At 65.1% G+C, this 15,972-nt stretch carries 15 protein-coding genes; 11 read left to right on the top strand and 4 right to left on the bottom strand.

Annotated features, from left to right (window positions below; genetic code table 11):
* The first annotated feature begins 262 nt into the window (after positions 1–262).
* The 8 genes from bktB (at position 263) to ACZ1JC_RS18320 (ending at position 9,235) form a co-directional block, all read left to right on the top strand.
* Positions 263–1,444 carry a beta-ketothiolase BktB gene (gene bktB / locus ACZ1JC_RS18285; protein WP_465135523.1) on the top strand — a complete coding sequence of 394 codons (1,182 nt, stop codon included), beginning with the start codon at positions 263–265 and terminating at the stop codon, positions 1,442–1,444.
* Positions 1,441–1,878: a methylmalonyl-CoA epimerase gene (mce, locus tag ACZ1JC_RS18290; protein WP_465135522.1), complete on the top strand. Its 438-nt coding sequence runs from the start codon at positions 1,441–1,443 to the stop codon at positions 1,876–1,878. The genes bktB and mce overlap by 4 nt, the downstream gene beginning before the upstream one ends.
* Before the next feature lie 50 nt (positions 1,879–1,928).
* The gene (gene scpA, locus ACZ1JC_RS18295) at positions 1,929–4,079 is read left to right on the top strand and encodes a methylmalonyl-CoA mutase (protein WP_465135521.1); all 2,151 of its coding nucleotides are present in this window, start codon (positions 1,929–1,931) and stop codon (positions 4,077–4,079) included.
* Positions 4,080–4,168: 89 nt separating this feature from the next.
* A complete protein-coding gene (gene bioB, locus ACZ1JC_RS18300; RefSeq protein WP_132385593.1) occupies positions 4,169–5,221 on the top strand; it encodes a biotin synthase BioB in 1,053 nt (350 codons plus the stop codon).
* Positions 5,218–6,075 (top strand): alpha/beta hydrolase, encoded by an 858-nt coding sequence (locus tag ACZ1JC_RS18305; RefSeq protein ID WP_465135520.1) that lies wholly within the window; start codon positions 5,218–5,220, stop codon positions 6,073–6,075. The genes bioB and ACZ1JC_RS18305 overlap by 4 nt, the downstream gene beginning before the upstream one ends.
* Positions 6,057–8,081, top strand: coding sequence for an ATP-binding protein (locus ACZ1JC_RS18310; RefSeq protein WP_465135519.1), 2,025 nt, complete (start codon positions 6,057–6,059; stop codon positions 8,079–8,081). Before ACZ1JC_RS18305 ends, ACZ1JC_RS18310 begins: the two co-directional genes overlap by 19 nt.
* Entirely contained in the window at positions 8,082–8,453 is a 372-nt protein-coding gene (locus ACZ1JC_RS18315) for a tRNA-binding protein (RefSeq protein WP_465135518.1), read from the top strand.
* A complete protein-coding gene (locus ACZ1JC_RS18320; RefSeq protein WP_465135517.1) occupies positions 8,453–9,235 on the top strand; it encodes a thioesterase family protein in 783 nt (260 codons plus the stop codon). Before ACZ1JC_RS18315 ends, ACZ1JC_RS18320 begins: the two co-directional genes overlap by 1 nt.
* Positions 9,236–9,384: 149 nt before the next feature.
* Here ACZ1JC_RS18320 and ACZ1JC_RS18325 read toward each other — a convergent pair whose 3' ends face one another.
* From ACZ1JC_RS18325 to ACZ1JC_RS18340, 4 genes are all read right to left on the bottom strand, one after another.
* Positions 9,385–10,782: a peptide MFS transporter gene (locus ACZ1JC_RS18325; RefSeq protein WP_465135516.1), complete on the bottom strand. Its 1,398-nt coding sequence runs from the start codon at positions 10,780–10,782 to the stop codon at positions 9,385–9,387.
* Between the two features lie 114 nt (positions 10,783–10,896).
* Positions 10,897–11,082: a DUF3008 family protein gene (locus ACZ1JC_RS18330; protein WP_465135515.1), complete on the bottom strand. Its 186-nt coding sequence runs from the start codon at positions 11,080–11,082 to the stop codon at positions 10,897–10,899.
* 94 nt (positions 11,083–11,176) lie between these two features.
* On the bottom strand, positions 11,177–12,292 hold the full coding sequence (gene aroB / locus ACZ1JC_RS18335; protein ID WP_465135514.1) for a 3-dehydroquinate synthase: 1,116 nt from the start codon (positions 12,290–12,292) through the stop codon (positions 11,177–11,179).
* Entirely contained in the window at positions 12,283–12,858 is a 576-nt protein-coding gene (locus tag ACZ1JC_RS18340; RefSeq protein ID WP_465135513.1) for a shikimate kinase, read from the bottom strand. Before ACZ1JC_RS18340 ends, aroB begins: the two co-directional genes overlap by 10 nt.
* 58 nt (positions 12,859–12,916) lie before the next feature.
* Here ACZ1JC_RS18340 and ACZ1JC_RS18345 point away from each other — a divergent pair, with 58 nt between their 5' ends.
* Genes ACZ1JC_RS18345 through ACZ1JC_RS18355 form a run of 3 tightly spaced genes read left to right on the top strand, consistent with a single transcriptional unit; the run spans position 12,917 to position 15,907 of the window.
* A complete protein-coding gene (locus ACZ1JC_RS18345) occupies positions 12,917–13,099 on the top strand; it encodes a hypothetical protein (RefSeq protein ID WP_465135512.1) in 183 nt (60 codons plus the stop codon).
* Positions 13,096–14,991 (top strand): hypothetical protein, encoded by a 1,896-nt coding sequence (locus ACZ1JC_RS18350; RefSeq protein WP_465135511.1) that lies wholly within the window; start codon positions 13,096–13,098, stop codon positions 14,989–14,991. The genes ACZ1JC_RS18345 and ACZ1JC_RS18350 overlap by 4 nt, the downstream gene beginning before the upstream one ends.
* 16 nt (positions 14,992–15,007) lie before the next feature.
* Positions 15,008–15,907, top strand: coding sequence for a tyrosine recombinase (locus ACZ1JC_RS18355; protein WP_465135510.1), 900 nt, complete (start codon positions 15,008–15,010; stop codon positions 15,905–15,907).
* Positions 15,908–15,972 lie beyond the last annotated feature (65 nt).

A 15,972-nucleotide genomic window follows, 5' to 3' on the forward strand; every position in this document is an offset into this window, starting at 1 on the left:
TTGATCCCTTTGATCGTAGCGGTCGGGTTCGTTTTGATGGCGGTCGATATGTGGCGCCGGGCTGGCTTGGCCGCGAAATCCGGACGGTTTGCAATGCGGGGTGCGGTGATCTCGCAAGAGGAACAGCCCAAGAGATTCAAATTCTACGTATTCGCGTTTCGATTTTTGTCTCTCTGGGCCGTTCTTCTAGCCGGGCAAGGGGTCTTCACTTTTGTAATTAGGCCGCATTAACGTCGGTCAGGGGTAGAGGTAGGCTGTAATCATGGAAGACATCTACATCGTCAGCGGCGTGCGCACGGCAGTCGGCGATTTCGGCGGCTCGCTGAAGGCGTTCATGCCGTCCGATCTCGGCGGCAAGGTTGTGACCGAGGCGCTCTCCCGCGCGGGCGTTTCGCCTGAGGACGTCGGCCATATCGTCATCGGCCAGGTCATGCCGACCAGCGCCAAGGACGAGATGCTCAGCCGCGTGATCGGCATCAATGCCGGCGTGCCGTTCGAAGTGCCTTCGCTGACGCTCAACCGCCTCTGCGGGTCGGGCGTGCAGGCGATCGTTTCGGCCGCGCAGATGATGAAGCTGGGCGAGGCGGGGATCACCGTCGCGGGCGGCGCGGAATCGATGTCGAACGTGCCCTATCACGACCACGGCGTGCGCTGGGGCAAGAAGATGGGCGCCAACACGCAGGAAGACGCGCTGACCGTCGGCCTGTCGGACGCCATCGGCGGCTACCACATGGGCATCACGGCAGAGAACGTGGCCGAACGCCACTGCGTCACCCGTGAGGACATGGACACGCTTGCCGCGACCAGCCACCAGCGCGCCTCGCGCGCGATTGCGGAAGGCCGCTTCAAGGACCAGATCCTTCCCATCGAAGTGAAGACCCGCAAGGGCGTCACCGTTTTCGATACCGACGAACATGTCCGCGCCGACACCACTGTCGAAACGCTGGGCAGCATGAAGCCGGCCTTCAAAAAGGACGGCGCGGTCACGGCTGGCAATGCCTCGGGCATCAACGACGGCGCTGCCGCCGTTGTGCTGGCGACCGCTTCGGAAGTCGAGAAGCGGGGCCTGAAGCCGATGGCGAAGATCGTCGCCTGGGGCCATGCCGGCGTCGAGCCTGCTTACATGGGTGAAGGCCCGATCAAGGCGGTGCCGGTGGCACTGAAGCGCGCCGGACTTTCGCTCGACCAGATCGACGTGATCGAAAGCAACGAGGCTTTCGCCGCGCAGGCTGCCGCCGTTTCCAAGGTGCTGGGCTTCGATCCGGAGAAGGTGAACCCCAACGGTTCGGGCGTTTCCATCGGCCACCCGGTCGGCGCGACCGGCACGATGCTCGCCATCAAGTGCATGTACGAATTGAAGCGCACCGGCGGGAAGTACGGCCTTGTCACCATGTGCATCGGCGGCGGGCAGGGCATCGCCCTCGTGCTGGAGAATGTGGCGTGAAGCTGGGTCGTCTGAACCACATCGGCGTCGCTACGCCCGATCTCGACGCCTCGATCGCATTCTATCGCGACGTGATGGGCGCCACCGATATTACCGAGCCGTTCGTGCTCGAAAGCCAGCAAGTGCGCGTTTGTTTCGTGAACACACCCGGCGAGGACGGCACGGCGGGCACGCAGATCGAACTGCTCCAGCCCACTGCGGCGGACTCGGCCGTGGGCAAGTGGCTGGAGAAGAACCCGCTCGGGGGCCAGCACCACATCTGCTACGAAGTGCCGGACATTCACGCGGCCAAGGCGTGGTTCGAAGGCCTTGGCAAGCGCGTGCTGGGTGAGCCGCGCGTGGGCGCGCACGGGACGCTGATCTTCTTCGTCCACCCCAAGGACATGGGCGGTCAGCTCACCGAGATCATGGAAACGCCCAAGGGCGCTCACTGAGAAAAATTACGGTCCGCGGCAGTGAGAGTGGGCCGGAAGGGATGCGGAACATGGCAGACATCAACGACTGGAAGGCAGCCGCCGACAAGGAGGTCAAGGGTAAGGACCTGACCTGGAACACGCCCGAGGGTATTGCGGTGAAGCCGCTCTACACTGCCGAGGACGTGACCGTCGATCCCGGCCTTCCCGGCTTCGCGCCGTTCACGCGCGGCGTGCGCGCCTCGATGTATGCCGGCCGTCCCTGGACCATCCGCCAGTACGCGGGCTTCTCCACCGCCGAGGAATCGAACGCCTTCTATCGCCGCAACCTTGCGGCGGGCCAGAAGGGCCTTTCGGTCGCCTTCGACCTTGCCACCCATCGCGGTTACGACAGCGACCATCCGCGCGTCGTGGGTGACGTGGGCAAGGCCGGCGTCGCCATCGATTCCGTCGAGGACATGAAGATCCTGTTCGACGGCATTCCGCTCGATAAGATGTCGGTCTCGATGACGATGAACGGCGCGGTGATCCCGATCCTGGCCTTCTTCATCGTGGCCGGCGAAGAGCAGGGCGTCGATCGCAAGCTGCTCGACGGGACCATCCAGAACGACATCCTCAAGGAGTTCATGGTCCGCAACACCTACATCTACCCGCCAGAGCCCTCGATGCGGATCATCTCGGACATCTTCGGCTACACCAGCCGCGAGATGCCGAAGTTCAACTCGATCTCGATTTCCGGCTACCACATGCAGGAAGCCGGCGCGACGCAGGTGCAGGAACTGGCCTTCACCATCGCCGACGGCGCGGAATACGTGAAGTACGGGGTGGCATCGGGCCTCGATATCGACAAGTTCGCAGGCCGCCTGTCGTTCTTCTTCGCCATCGGCATGAACTTTTTCATGGAAGTGGCCAAGCTGCGCGCCGCGCGCGTGCTGTGGCACCGGGTGATGACGGAGCTTGGCGCCAAGGACGAACGCTCGAAGATGCTGCGCACGCACTGCCAGACTTCGGGTGTTTCGCTGCAGGAGCAGGACCCCTACAACAACGTCATCCGCACCACGATCGAGGCGATGGCCTCGATGCTGGGCGGCACTCAGTCGCTGCACACCAACGCACTGGACGAAGCGATCGCGCTGCCGACCGACTTCTCGGCCCGCATCGCCCGCAACACGCAGATCATCATCCAGGAAGAGACCGGCATGTGCAATGTCGTCGATCCGCTGGGTGGGTCCTACTACATCGAGGCGCTGACGCAGCAACTGGTCGACCAGGCGTGGGAGATCATCGAGCGCGTTCAGGCCGAGGGCGGCATGGCCAAGGCCGTCGCTGCCGGCTGGCCCAAGGCGATGATCGAGACCGCCGCCGCTGCCCGTCAGGCCCGCGTGGACCGGGGCGACGACGTGATCGTCGGCGTCAACAAGTACCGCCTTGCCAGCGAAGACCTGCTGGAAACGCTGGAAGTGGACAACGCCAAGGTCCGTGAAGGCCAGATCGCCCGCATCAACAAGATGAAGGCGGAACGTGACGAGGCTGCTTGCCAGGCAGCACTCAAGGCCCTGCGCGACGGCGCCGCCACGCCTGCCAGCATCGAGAACAACCTGCTCGCGCTCGCCGTGGAGTGCGCCCGCGCCCGCGCCACGCTGGGCGAGATCAGCTCGGCCATGGAAGACAGCTTCCAGCGCTATGGCACCCAGCCGACCCCGGTGAAGGGCGTCTATGCCGCGCCTTACGAGGGTGACAGCCGCTGGCAGCAGGTGCTGGACGGCGTGCAGGCGGTGGAGCGCCGTCTCGGCCGCAAGCCCAAGGTGCTGGTCGCCAAGATGGGGCAGGACGGCCACGATCGCGGCGCCAACGTGATCGCCTCCGCCTTCGGGGACATGGGCTTCGACGTCGTTTCCGGCCCGCTGTTCCAGACTCCGGAAGAAACCGTGGTGTTGGCGCTGGAAAGCGCGGTCGACGTGGTCGGCGCGTCCAGCCTTGCGGCCGGTCACAAGACGCTGATCCCCGAACTGATCCAGAAACTGCGCGAAGCCGGCCGCAGCGACATCAAGGTGATCGCCGGCGGTGTCATCCCGCCGCAGGATTACGAATACCTGCGTAACGCGGGCGTTCAGGGCATCTACGGCCCCGGCTCCAACGTGGTGGAATGCGCCGCCGACGTGCTGCGCCTGCTCGGCCACAACATGCCGCCGCTCGGTTCGGCGCTGGAAGCGGCGGAATAAGGACGGCGATGCTGGATCGACGCCGCGCTTGCCCCTATGACCGGGGTTTGGCCGCGCGTCATCCCGCGCGCACCGCCTGAGGAATGACTATGACCGAAACCCCCGCCGTCACTGCACGAAACGACTGGACCCGTGAGGAAATCGCGGCGCTGTTCGACCTGCCGTTCACCGAACTGGTGTTCCGCGCAGCCGAAGTCCATCGCGCCAGCCATCCGCACAACGAAGTGCAGCTTTCCACGCTGCTTTCGATCAAGACCGGCGGGTGCGTGGAAGACTGCGGCTATTGCTCGCAGTCGGTTTCGGCGAACAGCGGCGTCAAGGCGACCAAGCTGATGGAAGTGCAGCAGGTTCTCCAGCGTGCGGCGCAGGCGGCGGATCAGGGCTCTACCCGCTTCTGCATGGGCGCCGCATGGCGCAACCCCAAGGACCGCGACATGCCCGCCATCATCGAGATGGTGAAGGGTGTGCGCGCCATGGGCATGGAAACCTGCATGACGCTGGGCATGCTGACGCCCGATCAGGCGGACATGCTCTCCGAAGCGGGCCTCGATTATTACAACCACAACATCGACACCTCGCCCGAGCGTTACGATCAGGTGATCACCACGCGCACGATGGACGACCGCCTCGATACGCTGTCGAACGTGCGTATGGCGGGCATCAACGTCTGCTCCGGCGGCATCGTCGGCATGGGCGAGACGCGCGCCGACCGCGTGGGCTTCGTCCACACGCTGGCGACGCTGCCCGATCACCCGCAGTCGGTGCCGGTCAACGCGCTGGTTCCCGTGAAGGGCACCGTGCTGGGCGACATGCTGGCCGATACCCCGCTCGCCAAGATCGACGATGTGGAATTCGTGCGCACCGTCGCGGTCGCGCGCATCACCATGCCGCTGTCGATGGTGCGCCTTTCGGCGGGCCGCGAATCGATGTCCGAAATGACGCAGGCGATGTGCTTCATGGCCGGCGCGAATTCGATCTTCACCGGCGACAAGCTGCTGACCGCGCCGAACTCCGGCGACGACAATGACGCGGCGATGTTCGCTCGCCTCGGCATCAAGCCGATGGCCATCGAGCTGACCCCGGCTCAGGTCGAAGCCCAGCGCATGCCCAAGGGCTGTGCGAAGCTGGAAGCTGCCGAGTGAGACACCGGGCAGGATCAATGCTGCTGGCGCTGTCCTGCCTTGCTTTTACGCCGGGCGTTGCGGCTGCCGCAACGCCTGCTGCGTCTCCGATCACGATCGGTGAGACGCATCTCGTCACCTTTGCAGATGGCGATCAGAGACAGATCAACGTCTACCTTCCCGAAGGCTATGCGAAAGGAAACGCGCGTTACCCCGTCCTCTATCTGATCGATGGGGGGCTCTCTCAGGATTTCCTGCATGTCGCCGGATCCACCGCGCTCAACGCCGTGTGGGGCCGCTCGCTGCCGGTCATCGTCGTGGGAATCGAGAGCAAGGACCGGCGCGCCGAACTGATCGGCACGCCGGGTAGCGCCGCGCAGCACAAACAGTATCCCACCGCCGGGCATTCGGCTCAGTTCCGCGCTTTCCTGCGCGATCGGGTCAAGCCCCTTATCGAAGCGGACTATCGCACCAATGGCGATGACGGTGTGATCGGCGAGTCGCTCGCCGGGCTGTTCATCGTTGAAACGTGGTTGCGTGAGCCCGGCCTGTTCCACCGCTACGCCGCCATCGATGCGAGCCTGTGGTGGGAAGACGGCGCGCTTTCGAAATCTGCGGCGGGGCTTCTTGCGGCCAAGCCAAAGCGCGGTTCCCTGTTCCTCACCTATTCCAATGAGGGGCCCGAGACCGCCGAGGCAGCAGAGCGCGTTGCCGGTGTGGGGGGCTCGCTCGTTTGCCTGTCCCCGCGCACCGATTTGACGCACGCGACTGCCTATCACGTCCTTTCGCCGCAGGCGCTGCAATTCCTGTTTCCGACCGACAACAAGCATGACCCCGAATGGGGCTTCGAGGTGACATGTTCAAAAAGATCCTGATTGCAAACCGTGGCGAGATTGCCTGCCGCGTGATCAAGACTGCACGCCGCATGGGCATCCAGACGGTGGCCGTCTATTCGGACGCCGATGCCCGCGCGCCTTTCGTGCAGATGGCCGATGAGGCCGTGCACATCGGCCCCGCGCCCGCCGCGCAGTCGTACCTGATTGCCGACAAGATCATCCAGGCCTGCAAGCAGACCGGCGCCGAAGCCGTCCATCCGGGCTATGGCTTCCTGTCCGAACGTACCTCCTTCGCAGAGGCGCTGGCCGCAGAGGGCATCGAGTTCATCGGTCCTCCCGTCGGCGCCATCGCCGCGATGGGCGACAAGATCGAATCCAAGAAGCTTGCCAAACAGGCCGGCGTCAATGTCGTGCCCGGCTTCGTCGGCGAGATCGAGGATACCGAGCACGCCGTGCGCATCTCGAACGAGATCGGCTATCCGGTGATGATGAAGGCCTCGGCTGGCGGCGGCGGCAAGGGCATGCGCCTTGCCTACGACGAAAAGGACGTGCGCGAGGGCTTCGAGAGCGTGAAGCGCGAAGGCCTGAACTCCTTCGGCGACGACCGCGTCTTCATCGAGAAGTTCATCCTCAATCCGCGCCACATCGAGATCCAGATCCTGGGCGATAAGCACGGCAACATCCTCTACCTGAACGAGCGCGAATGCTCGATCCAGCGTCGCCACCAGAAGGTGGTGGAGGAAGCGCCGTCGCCTTTCGTCACCGAAAAGATGCGCAAGGCCATGGGCGAGCAGTGCGTCGCCCTGTCGCGCGCAGTGGGCTACTACTCGGCGGGCACGGTGGAGCTGATCGTCTCGGGCGCCGATCCGACGGGAGAGAGCTTCTACTTCCTCGAAATGAACACCCGTCTTCAGGTGGAGCACCCGGTTACCGAAGCGATCACCGGCGTCGATCTGGTCGAGCAGATGATCCGCGTCGCCGCCGGCGAAAAGCTGGAGATGACGCAGGCCGATGTGAAGATCGACGGCTGGGCCATCGAAAACCGCGTCTATGCCGAAGACCCCTATCGTGGCTTCCTGCCCTCGACCGGCCGCCTCGTGCGCTATCAGCCGCCGGTGGATGGCTGGACCGATGACGGTTCGGAGAATGGCCGCCGCGGTGTGGACGGCATTCGCGTCGATGACGGCGTCTACGAAGGCGGCGAAGTCTCGATGTTCTATGACCCGATGATCGCCAAGCTGATCACCTGGGGCGAAACCCGCGACGAGGCGGCAGACAAGCAGGTTGCCGCGCTTGACCTGTTCGAGATCGAGGGCCTTGGCCACAACATCGATTTCGTCTCGGCCATCATGCAGCACCCGCGCTTCCGCTCGGGCGAGCTGACCACGGGCTTCATTGCCGAGGAATATCCCGAAGGCTTCACCGGCGCGCCTGCGTCCGAAGAACTGAAGGGCAAGCTGGCCGCCGTCGCTGCCTTCGTCGCCACCGCGCGGGCCGACCGTGCGCGCCGCGTCGACGGGCAACTGGCGCCGCGCCGTCTGGCTCCGCCTTCCGAATGGACCGTCACCATCGACAAGGCGCCGTATGAGGTCGTCATCGACGATGAGGACGTCACCGTGAACGGCGTCTCGGTCGAACTGGCGATGGAATACACGCCGGGCGACCGCCTGATCGCAGCGGAGATCGACGGCGAAGCCATCGGCATCCGCGTTGCGCCCACGCGCACGGGCCTGAAGATGACCACGCGCGGCGCGATCCACGATGTGCTGATCCTGCCCAGCCACATCGCCTCGCTGAACAAGCACATGATCGAAAAGATCCCGCCGGATCTTTCGAAGTACCTGATCTGCCCGATGCCGGGCCTGCTCGTCGCGCTCCATGTGGGTGAGGGCGACAAGGTGGAAGCAGGTCAGCCGCTTGCCGTTGTCGAGGCCATGAAGATGGAGAACATCCTGCGCGCCGAGAAGTCGGGCGTGGTGAAGGCGGTCAATGCCAAGGCGGGCGAAAGCCTTGCGGTGGACGCCGTGATCCTTGAAATGGAATAAATGCACTTAGACCACGACCCCGCCGCACCTGCGGCCGAGCAGATTTCCTTCGACGACTTCCTGAAAGTGGACATCCGTGTCGGCACCATCGTCGCCGCGGAAGTCTACGAGGGAGCGCGCAAGCCAAGCCTGAAGCTGCGGATCGATTTCGGCCCCGGCATCGGCGAGCGAAAGAGCGTGGGGCAAGTCGCCGCGCTCTATTCGCCGGAGGAACTGATCGGCCGGCAAGTGGCGGCGGTCGTGAACTTTCCCGCGCGGCAGATCGGCAAGGCGCTGTCCGAGGCATTGACGCTCGGCTTCGCGGACGAGGAGGGCCGTGTGGTCCTCTTCGCGCCGGACAGCCGCGTTCCCAACGGTTCAAGGTTGTTCTGATGACGGGTTTTGCCGCGCTTCTGGCCGCAGCGGAAGAGATCGAGGGCGGTTTCGCCTTCGACATTACCGAGGATTGGCTTCAGGGCCGCACCGCTTACGGCGGGCTGACTTCGGCTCTGGCGCTGGCAGCGGCGCAGCGCGTCGATCCCGAATTGCCGCCGCTGCGTTCGGGCCAGTTCGCGATGATCGCGCCGCTCGCAGGGCGTGTCGAAGCGCGGGCGCGGATCGTGCGCAAGGGGCGGAATGCCACTTGGGTTGCAGCGGAACTGTCGAATGAGAAGGGCGTCGGTTTCAGCGCCAGCTTCGTGTTCATGCGCCAGATTGACAGCGCGGCGGATATCGCCGGCTATCCGATGCCGGAAGGCGTGAACCCCGTTGCCGATGCCAAGCCGGTGCCGATGGAAGTTGCGCCCGAATTCCTGAAGCGGAATTTCGACGCGCGCTTTGCCCTGCCGAAGTCGGCGCTGGGTGAAGCGGACCTGTGCTGGTGGGTGCGCCTCAAGGAGCGCGACGGACTCGATCCGGCGCTGGAGGCGGTGCTGATCGGCGATGCCTTGCCAACGGCGGTGCTGCCGCTGCTCAATTTCCGCGTGCCGATCAGTTCGATGCACTGGCACGTCAACATGCTGGAGCCCGCGCCGAGGACCGAGGACGGCTGGTGGCTGCTGCGCTCCACCAGCGAATTCGCGCGCGACGGCGGGGCCAGCGAGCATATCCTGCAGTGGAATGCTGCCGGTCGGCCAGTGATCGCCGGAATGCAGTCGGTCGCGGTGTTCGGCTGAGGGGGCTGTCCCGCCAACCCTGCAATATCAAAAACCCTCGTCGCCCCCGCGAAGGCGGGGGCCCCGCTTGTTCTTTCTCGCGAGGTCGGAGGAAGAAAGCGGGATCCCCGCCTTCGCGGGGACGACGGGCGTGTTATTGGTCTGTCCGGTCAGGCCGGCTTCGGCTCACCCGCCAGCGTCTTGCCCAGCAGGATCTTGAACGCGGCAAAGGCGATCAGGCCGAAAGTCGCGGCGCCGACGTGCATCAGCCAGAACGACACGGTATCCATCGAGGAATACCAGCCGCCGACGATGCCCACTGCCTTGTTGGCGCCGAAGAACGCCAGATAGTAGATGCCCACGACGGTTGCATTCAGCGAACGCGGCGCGATCTTGGTGAAGAGCGCAAGGCTCACCGGCATGATGTGGGCAAAGCCGATCGAATTGAACAAGTGGAACATCACCGGCCAGAACAGGCCGATCTTTCCGCCTCCAGCCGTCGCGGCCGCGATCACCAGACACATGCCGCCGGTCATGGAGAACAGCGATCCGATGATCATCTTGCCCAATTCGTCCGGCTCACGGCCTGTACGGTCAGCGTAAAACTTCCAGAACGCAGCCACCGTAACCAGCATCGAGAAGCTGAGCGTGGCGTCGACGGTGATCATCCAGCTGGACGGCAGGGTGATGCCGAAGAAGGTAAGCTGGAACTTGGCATCCGCCCAGACAAGGTAGGCGTTGAAGATTTCCTGATTGGTCAGCATCGCGATGGCCAGCACCGGCACCAGCACGGCCAGCGCGCCAAGGCGTGGCCAGTCCGATTTGGTGAGGCGTGTGCGCTGCGTCTTGTCGGCGCCCTTCGGTGCGCGATTGTCGGCCGGCAGCCACGGCTGCGCCTTCAGGTAGAGCAGCAGGCCGAACACCATCACCACGCCGGCAGCGCCGAAGCCGTAATGCCAGCCCACTTTCTCGCCTAATGTGCCCGAAATCAGCGGCGCCGCGATCACCGAGACGTTGATGGCGATGTAGAAGATCTGGAACGCCATCGCGCGGCGCAGGTCGTTGGGACCGTAAAGTTCACCCACCTGGCTGGCGATGTTGCCCTTGAACAGGCCAACACCCACCACCAGCGAGATCAGCGCGAAGAGGAACATCCCCTCGAACGCCATCAGGAAGTGGCCGATGGACATGACCACGGCGCCGGCGATCAGCGTCGCCTTGCGGCCCAGCCAACGGTCCGCGATCACGCCGCCCAGGATCGGCGTCAGATAGACGAGCGAGGTGTAGTCGCCGAAAATCGCCGAAGCGAGCGGCTGTCCGTCCAGCCCGGCGTAGTGCCAGCCGCGCAGCCACGACAGGCCCAGCACTTTGCCCACATTCTCGGGCAGCAGCAGATACTTGACCATGTAGAGCACGAGCAGCGTCTGCATGGAGTAGTAGGAAAAGCGCTCACACCCCTCGACGAACGAGAGGTAGCCCAGCCCGCGCGGGTGGCCCAGGAAGGCGCGATCGTCTCGCGCCGCTTCCTCGGGGAAGTCGAGCTGGGGGGTAGCTTCGGCAACAGTCATGGCGATCCCGGAAATATTGTTATTTTTGAAAGACGTTTATGTTCTTGGTGCATGCGTATAATGGCGCAGTCGGGAAATGTCACGCTATTGACGTCATGACGTCGCATCGGCGTCTCAGTCTGAGACGTGCTCGGGCTTGCCCTTGCGTTTGGTGGAAGCGAGTTCCTCCAGCTGCTTCTCGGTCATGCTTTCGGCCATTTCGCGCGATGCGCCTTTAAGGTCGCTCTTCTTCGTCTCCCCGCGCTTGGCGGAGAGGGCCGCACCTGCGGCTTTCTGCTGGGCTTTCGATTTTGCGGGCATGGCTGATGCTCCCTTGCCGTGATGCAAGAGATGACACGCAGCATGCCATGAAAGTTCCCGAGGGCTGCCGAAGCAGCCCCATTCGGATCAGATTTTAGACCGGATCGCGGGCCAGTTCCTCGTCGAGGAACACGGCCACATCCTCCAGCGAGATTTCGCGGTCGAGGTAGGTCTGGCCGATGCCCTTCATCAGCAGGAAGGGCAGGGTGCCGGCGTCCATCTTCTTGTCGTGAAGCATGTGCTCCACCAGCGCGCGGCCATCGCATTCGAGGCCGAGCGCGGAGAGGCTGGCGGGCAGGCCGATCTCGCCGATATGGCGGGCGACATGTTCGGCGCTCGCCTGCGGCATCAGGCCCCGGCGGGCGGAGTAGCGCGCGGCCAGTACCGTGCCCAGTGCCACGCCTTCGCCGTGGAGCAGGCGAGTGGAGAAGCCGGTTTCCGCTTCCAGCGCATGGCCGAAAGTGTGGCCAAGGTTCAGCAGGGCGCGCTTGCCGGTGGTTTCGAACTCATCCTCGGCAACGATGCGCGCCTTGCTCGCCACCGAATGGGCCACGGCATATTCGCGCAGCGCCGCGTCGCCTGCGATCATGGCGGCGGCATTGGTGTCGCACCATGCGAAGAAGTCGGCATCGTCGATCAGGCCGTACTTCACCACTTCGGCATAACCCGCCAGCAGATCGCGGCGGGGCAGGGTTTCCAGCGCGGACAAGTCCGCCAGCACCAGCGAGGGCTGGTGGAACGCGCCGACCAGGTTCTTGCCGGCGGGCGTGTTGATCGCGGTCTTGCCGCCGACGCTGGAATCGACTTGCGCCAGCAGAGTCGTCGGCACCTGGATGAACTTGCAGCCGCGCTTCAGCACGGAGGCGCAGAAACCGGTGAGATCGCCGATGACGCCGCCACCAAGGGCAATCACGCTGTCGCCGCGCTCCACGCCCAGTTCCAGCAGCCAGTTGACCGTCGCGGCCAGTTCGTCCCAAGACTTGGTGGCCTCGCCCGCCGGCAGGATGCGCCAGTGCGGCTCATGCCCGTTGTCGCGCAGGGATCGTTCCACCACTTCGCCCCATGCCGCGTGGACATGGGCGTCGGTGACGATCGGCACTCCGCGCTTGCGCAGCAGACCCCGGCAGTTCGGCACGAGTTCGGCCAGCAGCCCGGCGCCGACGCGCACTTCATAAGGGCGTCCGGCGATGTCGACGGAAATCACAGCCATTGCGATAGTCCCTGAAGTACCTTGTTGATGGTCTGCACATGCGGGCCGGGGGAGCTTAGCACGTGAATGGGGGCCTGTTCGTAATGCGGGCGCCGATCCTCGCGCAGGCGGGCCAGTATATCGCGCGGGTCGCCGCCTTGCAGCAGCGGGCGATTGTCCTTGCGCGCCGTGCGATCGACCAGCGTTTCCACTTCGCTGTCCAGCCACACGGTAATCGCGTGTTCCAGGATCAGCGCGCGCGTCTCCGCATTGCAGAATGCCCCGCCGCCGGTGGCAAGCACGGTGGGTTCGGCGCCCGAACCGAGCAGGCGGGCAATCACCCGCCGCTCCCCGTCGCGGAAATAGGATTCCCCATAGGTTTCGAAAATCTCGGGGATGGTCATCTGGGCGGAACGTTCGATTTCCTCGTCCGCGTCGACGAAGGGAAAGTCCAGCAGGGTGGCAAGGCGTTTGCCGACGCTGGACTTGCCGACGCCCATCATGCCGACCAGCACGATGGGGCGATCGATCCGCCGGGCGAGGGCAGCAATTTCTTGCGCGGAAAAGCGGGTCTGTTGAACGTCCATTGCCCCACCGCCTATAGTTGCGCTAGGTCGCAGCGCAAGCATCGGTGAAGGAAGGCGAGTGACGGTACCAAAGGGCAGGCGAAAGCTTTCGGGAGCGATCCCGGGCGTGACTGTGGCCGTGGTGATCGCGATCGTGGTGGTAATCGGGGGGCTGGCCTGGGTTGACGGTGGTCACCGGCAGGTCCGCGATATCGTCCAGCCGGTGAAGGTCCCCGACCAGAAGGTAACGCAGACGCCATGATGAACGCTCGCATTCGCGCCTGGCACGTGATGGCCGGCACCGCGCTGGCGCTCACGTCCGTATGGGCGGCGGCGCAGGACGGCCCCGAATCGCTTCTGCCCAAGGGATTCGAGCAGCCGACGCCGACTCCGACCCCCGCCCCGGCCAAGGCGCCCGCAGCGGCGCCGGCGAGCGGAGGCAGCGCCGCGCCCGCACCGCGTGCCACCTCCACGCCGGTGATCCAGCAGCTTCCGAGCATTGCGCCGGCCGCCATTGATGCGAGCGGCGGCATTCCTGGCCTGACTGCGCAGGGCGGGCTGACGCGCGTGCCCACGCTCGAAGAACTCGAACGCATGTCGCCCGAGGATTTCGAGGATCTGCTGGGCAACAAGATCGATCTCGACATGCCGCCGCAGGCGCGCCGTTCGATGGAGCGCGTCGGCCTGATCGACGATAGCGAAGGCGGCTTTGCGGCTTCCTCGCTCTCGACGATGAACTGGACGGTGGTGGAGGCGGCGCTGGCTGCCAATCGCGGGCAGCTCGTCTCGCGCTGGGGCCATGTCCTGCTGCGCCGCGCGCTGATCTCGCGCCTGTCGCCGCCCGCCGGCATGAGCCCGCAGCGTTTCCTGGCGCTGCGCGTCTCGCTGCTGCTGCGCATGGGCGAAAGCGATGCCGCCCGCGCCGTGCTGCAGGATATCGATATCGCCAACTACACGCCCGAACTGGGCGATCAGGCGTTCGAAACCTATCAGCGCACGGCCGATTTCACTGGCCTTTGCCCGGTGTTCTCCTCGGCCGGTTCGCTTCGCGACGATGCGCAGTGGAATGCGGCCAAGTCCATCTGCGAGGCGTTCCGCGGCAGTGGCGCCTCGGCCATGGCGAAGCTGGACAAGATGCGCGTGCGCGGATCGATGGACCGCATCGACTTGCTGCTGGCGCAGAAGTATGCCGGAGCCGCCGGCCGCTCGCGCAAGGCGGTGACGATCGAGTGGGACGGCGTAACGACGATGACGCCTTGGCGCTTTGGCCTTGCCAATGCCGTTGGCCTGACGCCGCCCGATAGCGCGATGGACGGTGCCGGGCCGCTCTTTGACGACATGACCGCACTCGCGCCGATGGTGGGTCTGGCGCGCCGCGCTGCCGCCGCCGATCATGCCGGTGCCACGGGCGTGCTGTCGAACGCGGCGATGGTCGATCTCTACAGCCAGCTCTATTCCGATCCGGAAGTGAACGGCGATTGGCAACAGCGCGCGGAAACGCTGCGCAATGCCTATGTGCTCGACGACCCTTCGGCACGCTTTTCGGCGATGCAGAGCCTGTGGAGCGGCGCGAGCGGCGCCGATGCCACTTATGCGCGGCAGGTGCTGACCGCCGCCGCAGCAGCCCGCATCACGCCCAGCAAGGACATGGAGGAGCAGGCACCGCTGCTGCTGACCTCGATGCTGGCGGCCGGATTCGATGCCAATGCTCTGGCATGGTCGCCCGTGGTGGCGTCCGGCAGTCAGGGCTGGGCACTCCTGGTGCTTGCCGCGCCGGGGCGGATCCGGGCGGTAGGTTCCAGCGCGGTCAGCACTTACGTCGACGCGGACGACAGCACCGACAAGCGCCGCAGCGCCTTCCTCGTTGCCGGTCTGGCGGCGCTGGGGCGCATTGAGCAAAGCGATGCCGGCAGCTTCTCCGGTCAGCTTGGCCTTGGCCTGGATGGTTCGACCCGCTTTACCGAGGCGCTGGACCATGCCGCTGCCAATGGCGATCAGGCCGGCGTGGCGCTGCTGGCCGGGCTGGGCATGCAGGGCGGCGACTGGCACCTGATGACGCCGCGCTATCTCTTCCACATCGTCTCCGCGCTGCGTGCCGTCGGGCTCGACGCGGAAGCCCGGATGATCGCGGCCGAGGCAGTGGCGCGGGCCTGATGAGGCCGATGCGGCGATGAGCCGGGCAAGGTCGCCATCAGGGGCTTCAGCTGCCGAGCGCTTCCTAACGATGCTGGCGGCCGAGCGTGGTGCCGCCGCCAATACGCTGGCGGCCTATCGCCGCGATCTCGATGCGGCGGCCGATGAGGTGGGCGACCTCGTCACGGCGGATGGCGATGCGCTTGCCGGATTGGGCAAGGCGTGGAGCGCGGTTGCGCCCGCGACGCTCGCCCGCCGCTGTTCGGCGCTGCGTCAGTTCTACGGCTTTCTTGTCGACGAAGGGCTGCGGGAAGACGATCCTTCTCCCTCGCTGCCGCGCCCGCGTACGCGCCGCGCTTTGCCGCGCCTGCTGTCGCGGGACGAGGTGGAGCGCTTCCTGACGCAGGCCGAGGAAGAAGCTGCGGCGGACAAGCCCGAATCGGTGCGGATGCTCGCCTTGCTGGAATTGCTCTACGGTTCGGGGTTGCGCGCCAGCGAACTGGTGTCGCTGCCGGTCGCGGCAGTGCCGCGCGATGCGCCGTTCCTTCACGTTACCGGCAAAGGCGGGCAACAGCGGATGGTTCCGGTCAGCGGGCGCGCCCGCGCGGTGCTTTCGCGCTGGCTGGCGGTTCGGCCGGAGGGATCGCGCCACCTTTTTCCCTCGCGCGGCGAAAGCGGCCATCTCACGCGGGTGCGGCTGTTCCAACTGCTGCGCGATCTTGCGGTTCGTGCGGACCTCGACCCGGAACGCGTTTCTCCGCACGTGTTGCGCCATGCTTTCGCCACGCACCTGCTGGAAGGCGGGGCGGATCTTCGCGTGCTGCAGACCTTGCTGGGCCATGCCGATATTGCCACCACCCAGATCTACACGCACGTCGAAAGCGCCCGACTGGTGGCCCTGGTGAATGCACGGCATCCGCTGGCACGGCAGGGATAGGGCGCCTTCCACTCTCCCGAACGCTCTTGCGGAACAGGGGCTTGTCCGGCCAGTTGTCTACGGCA

The organism is Sphingomonas sp. BL-S-28, assembly GCF_055521515.1.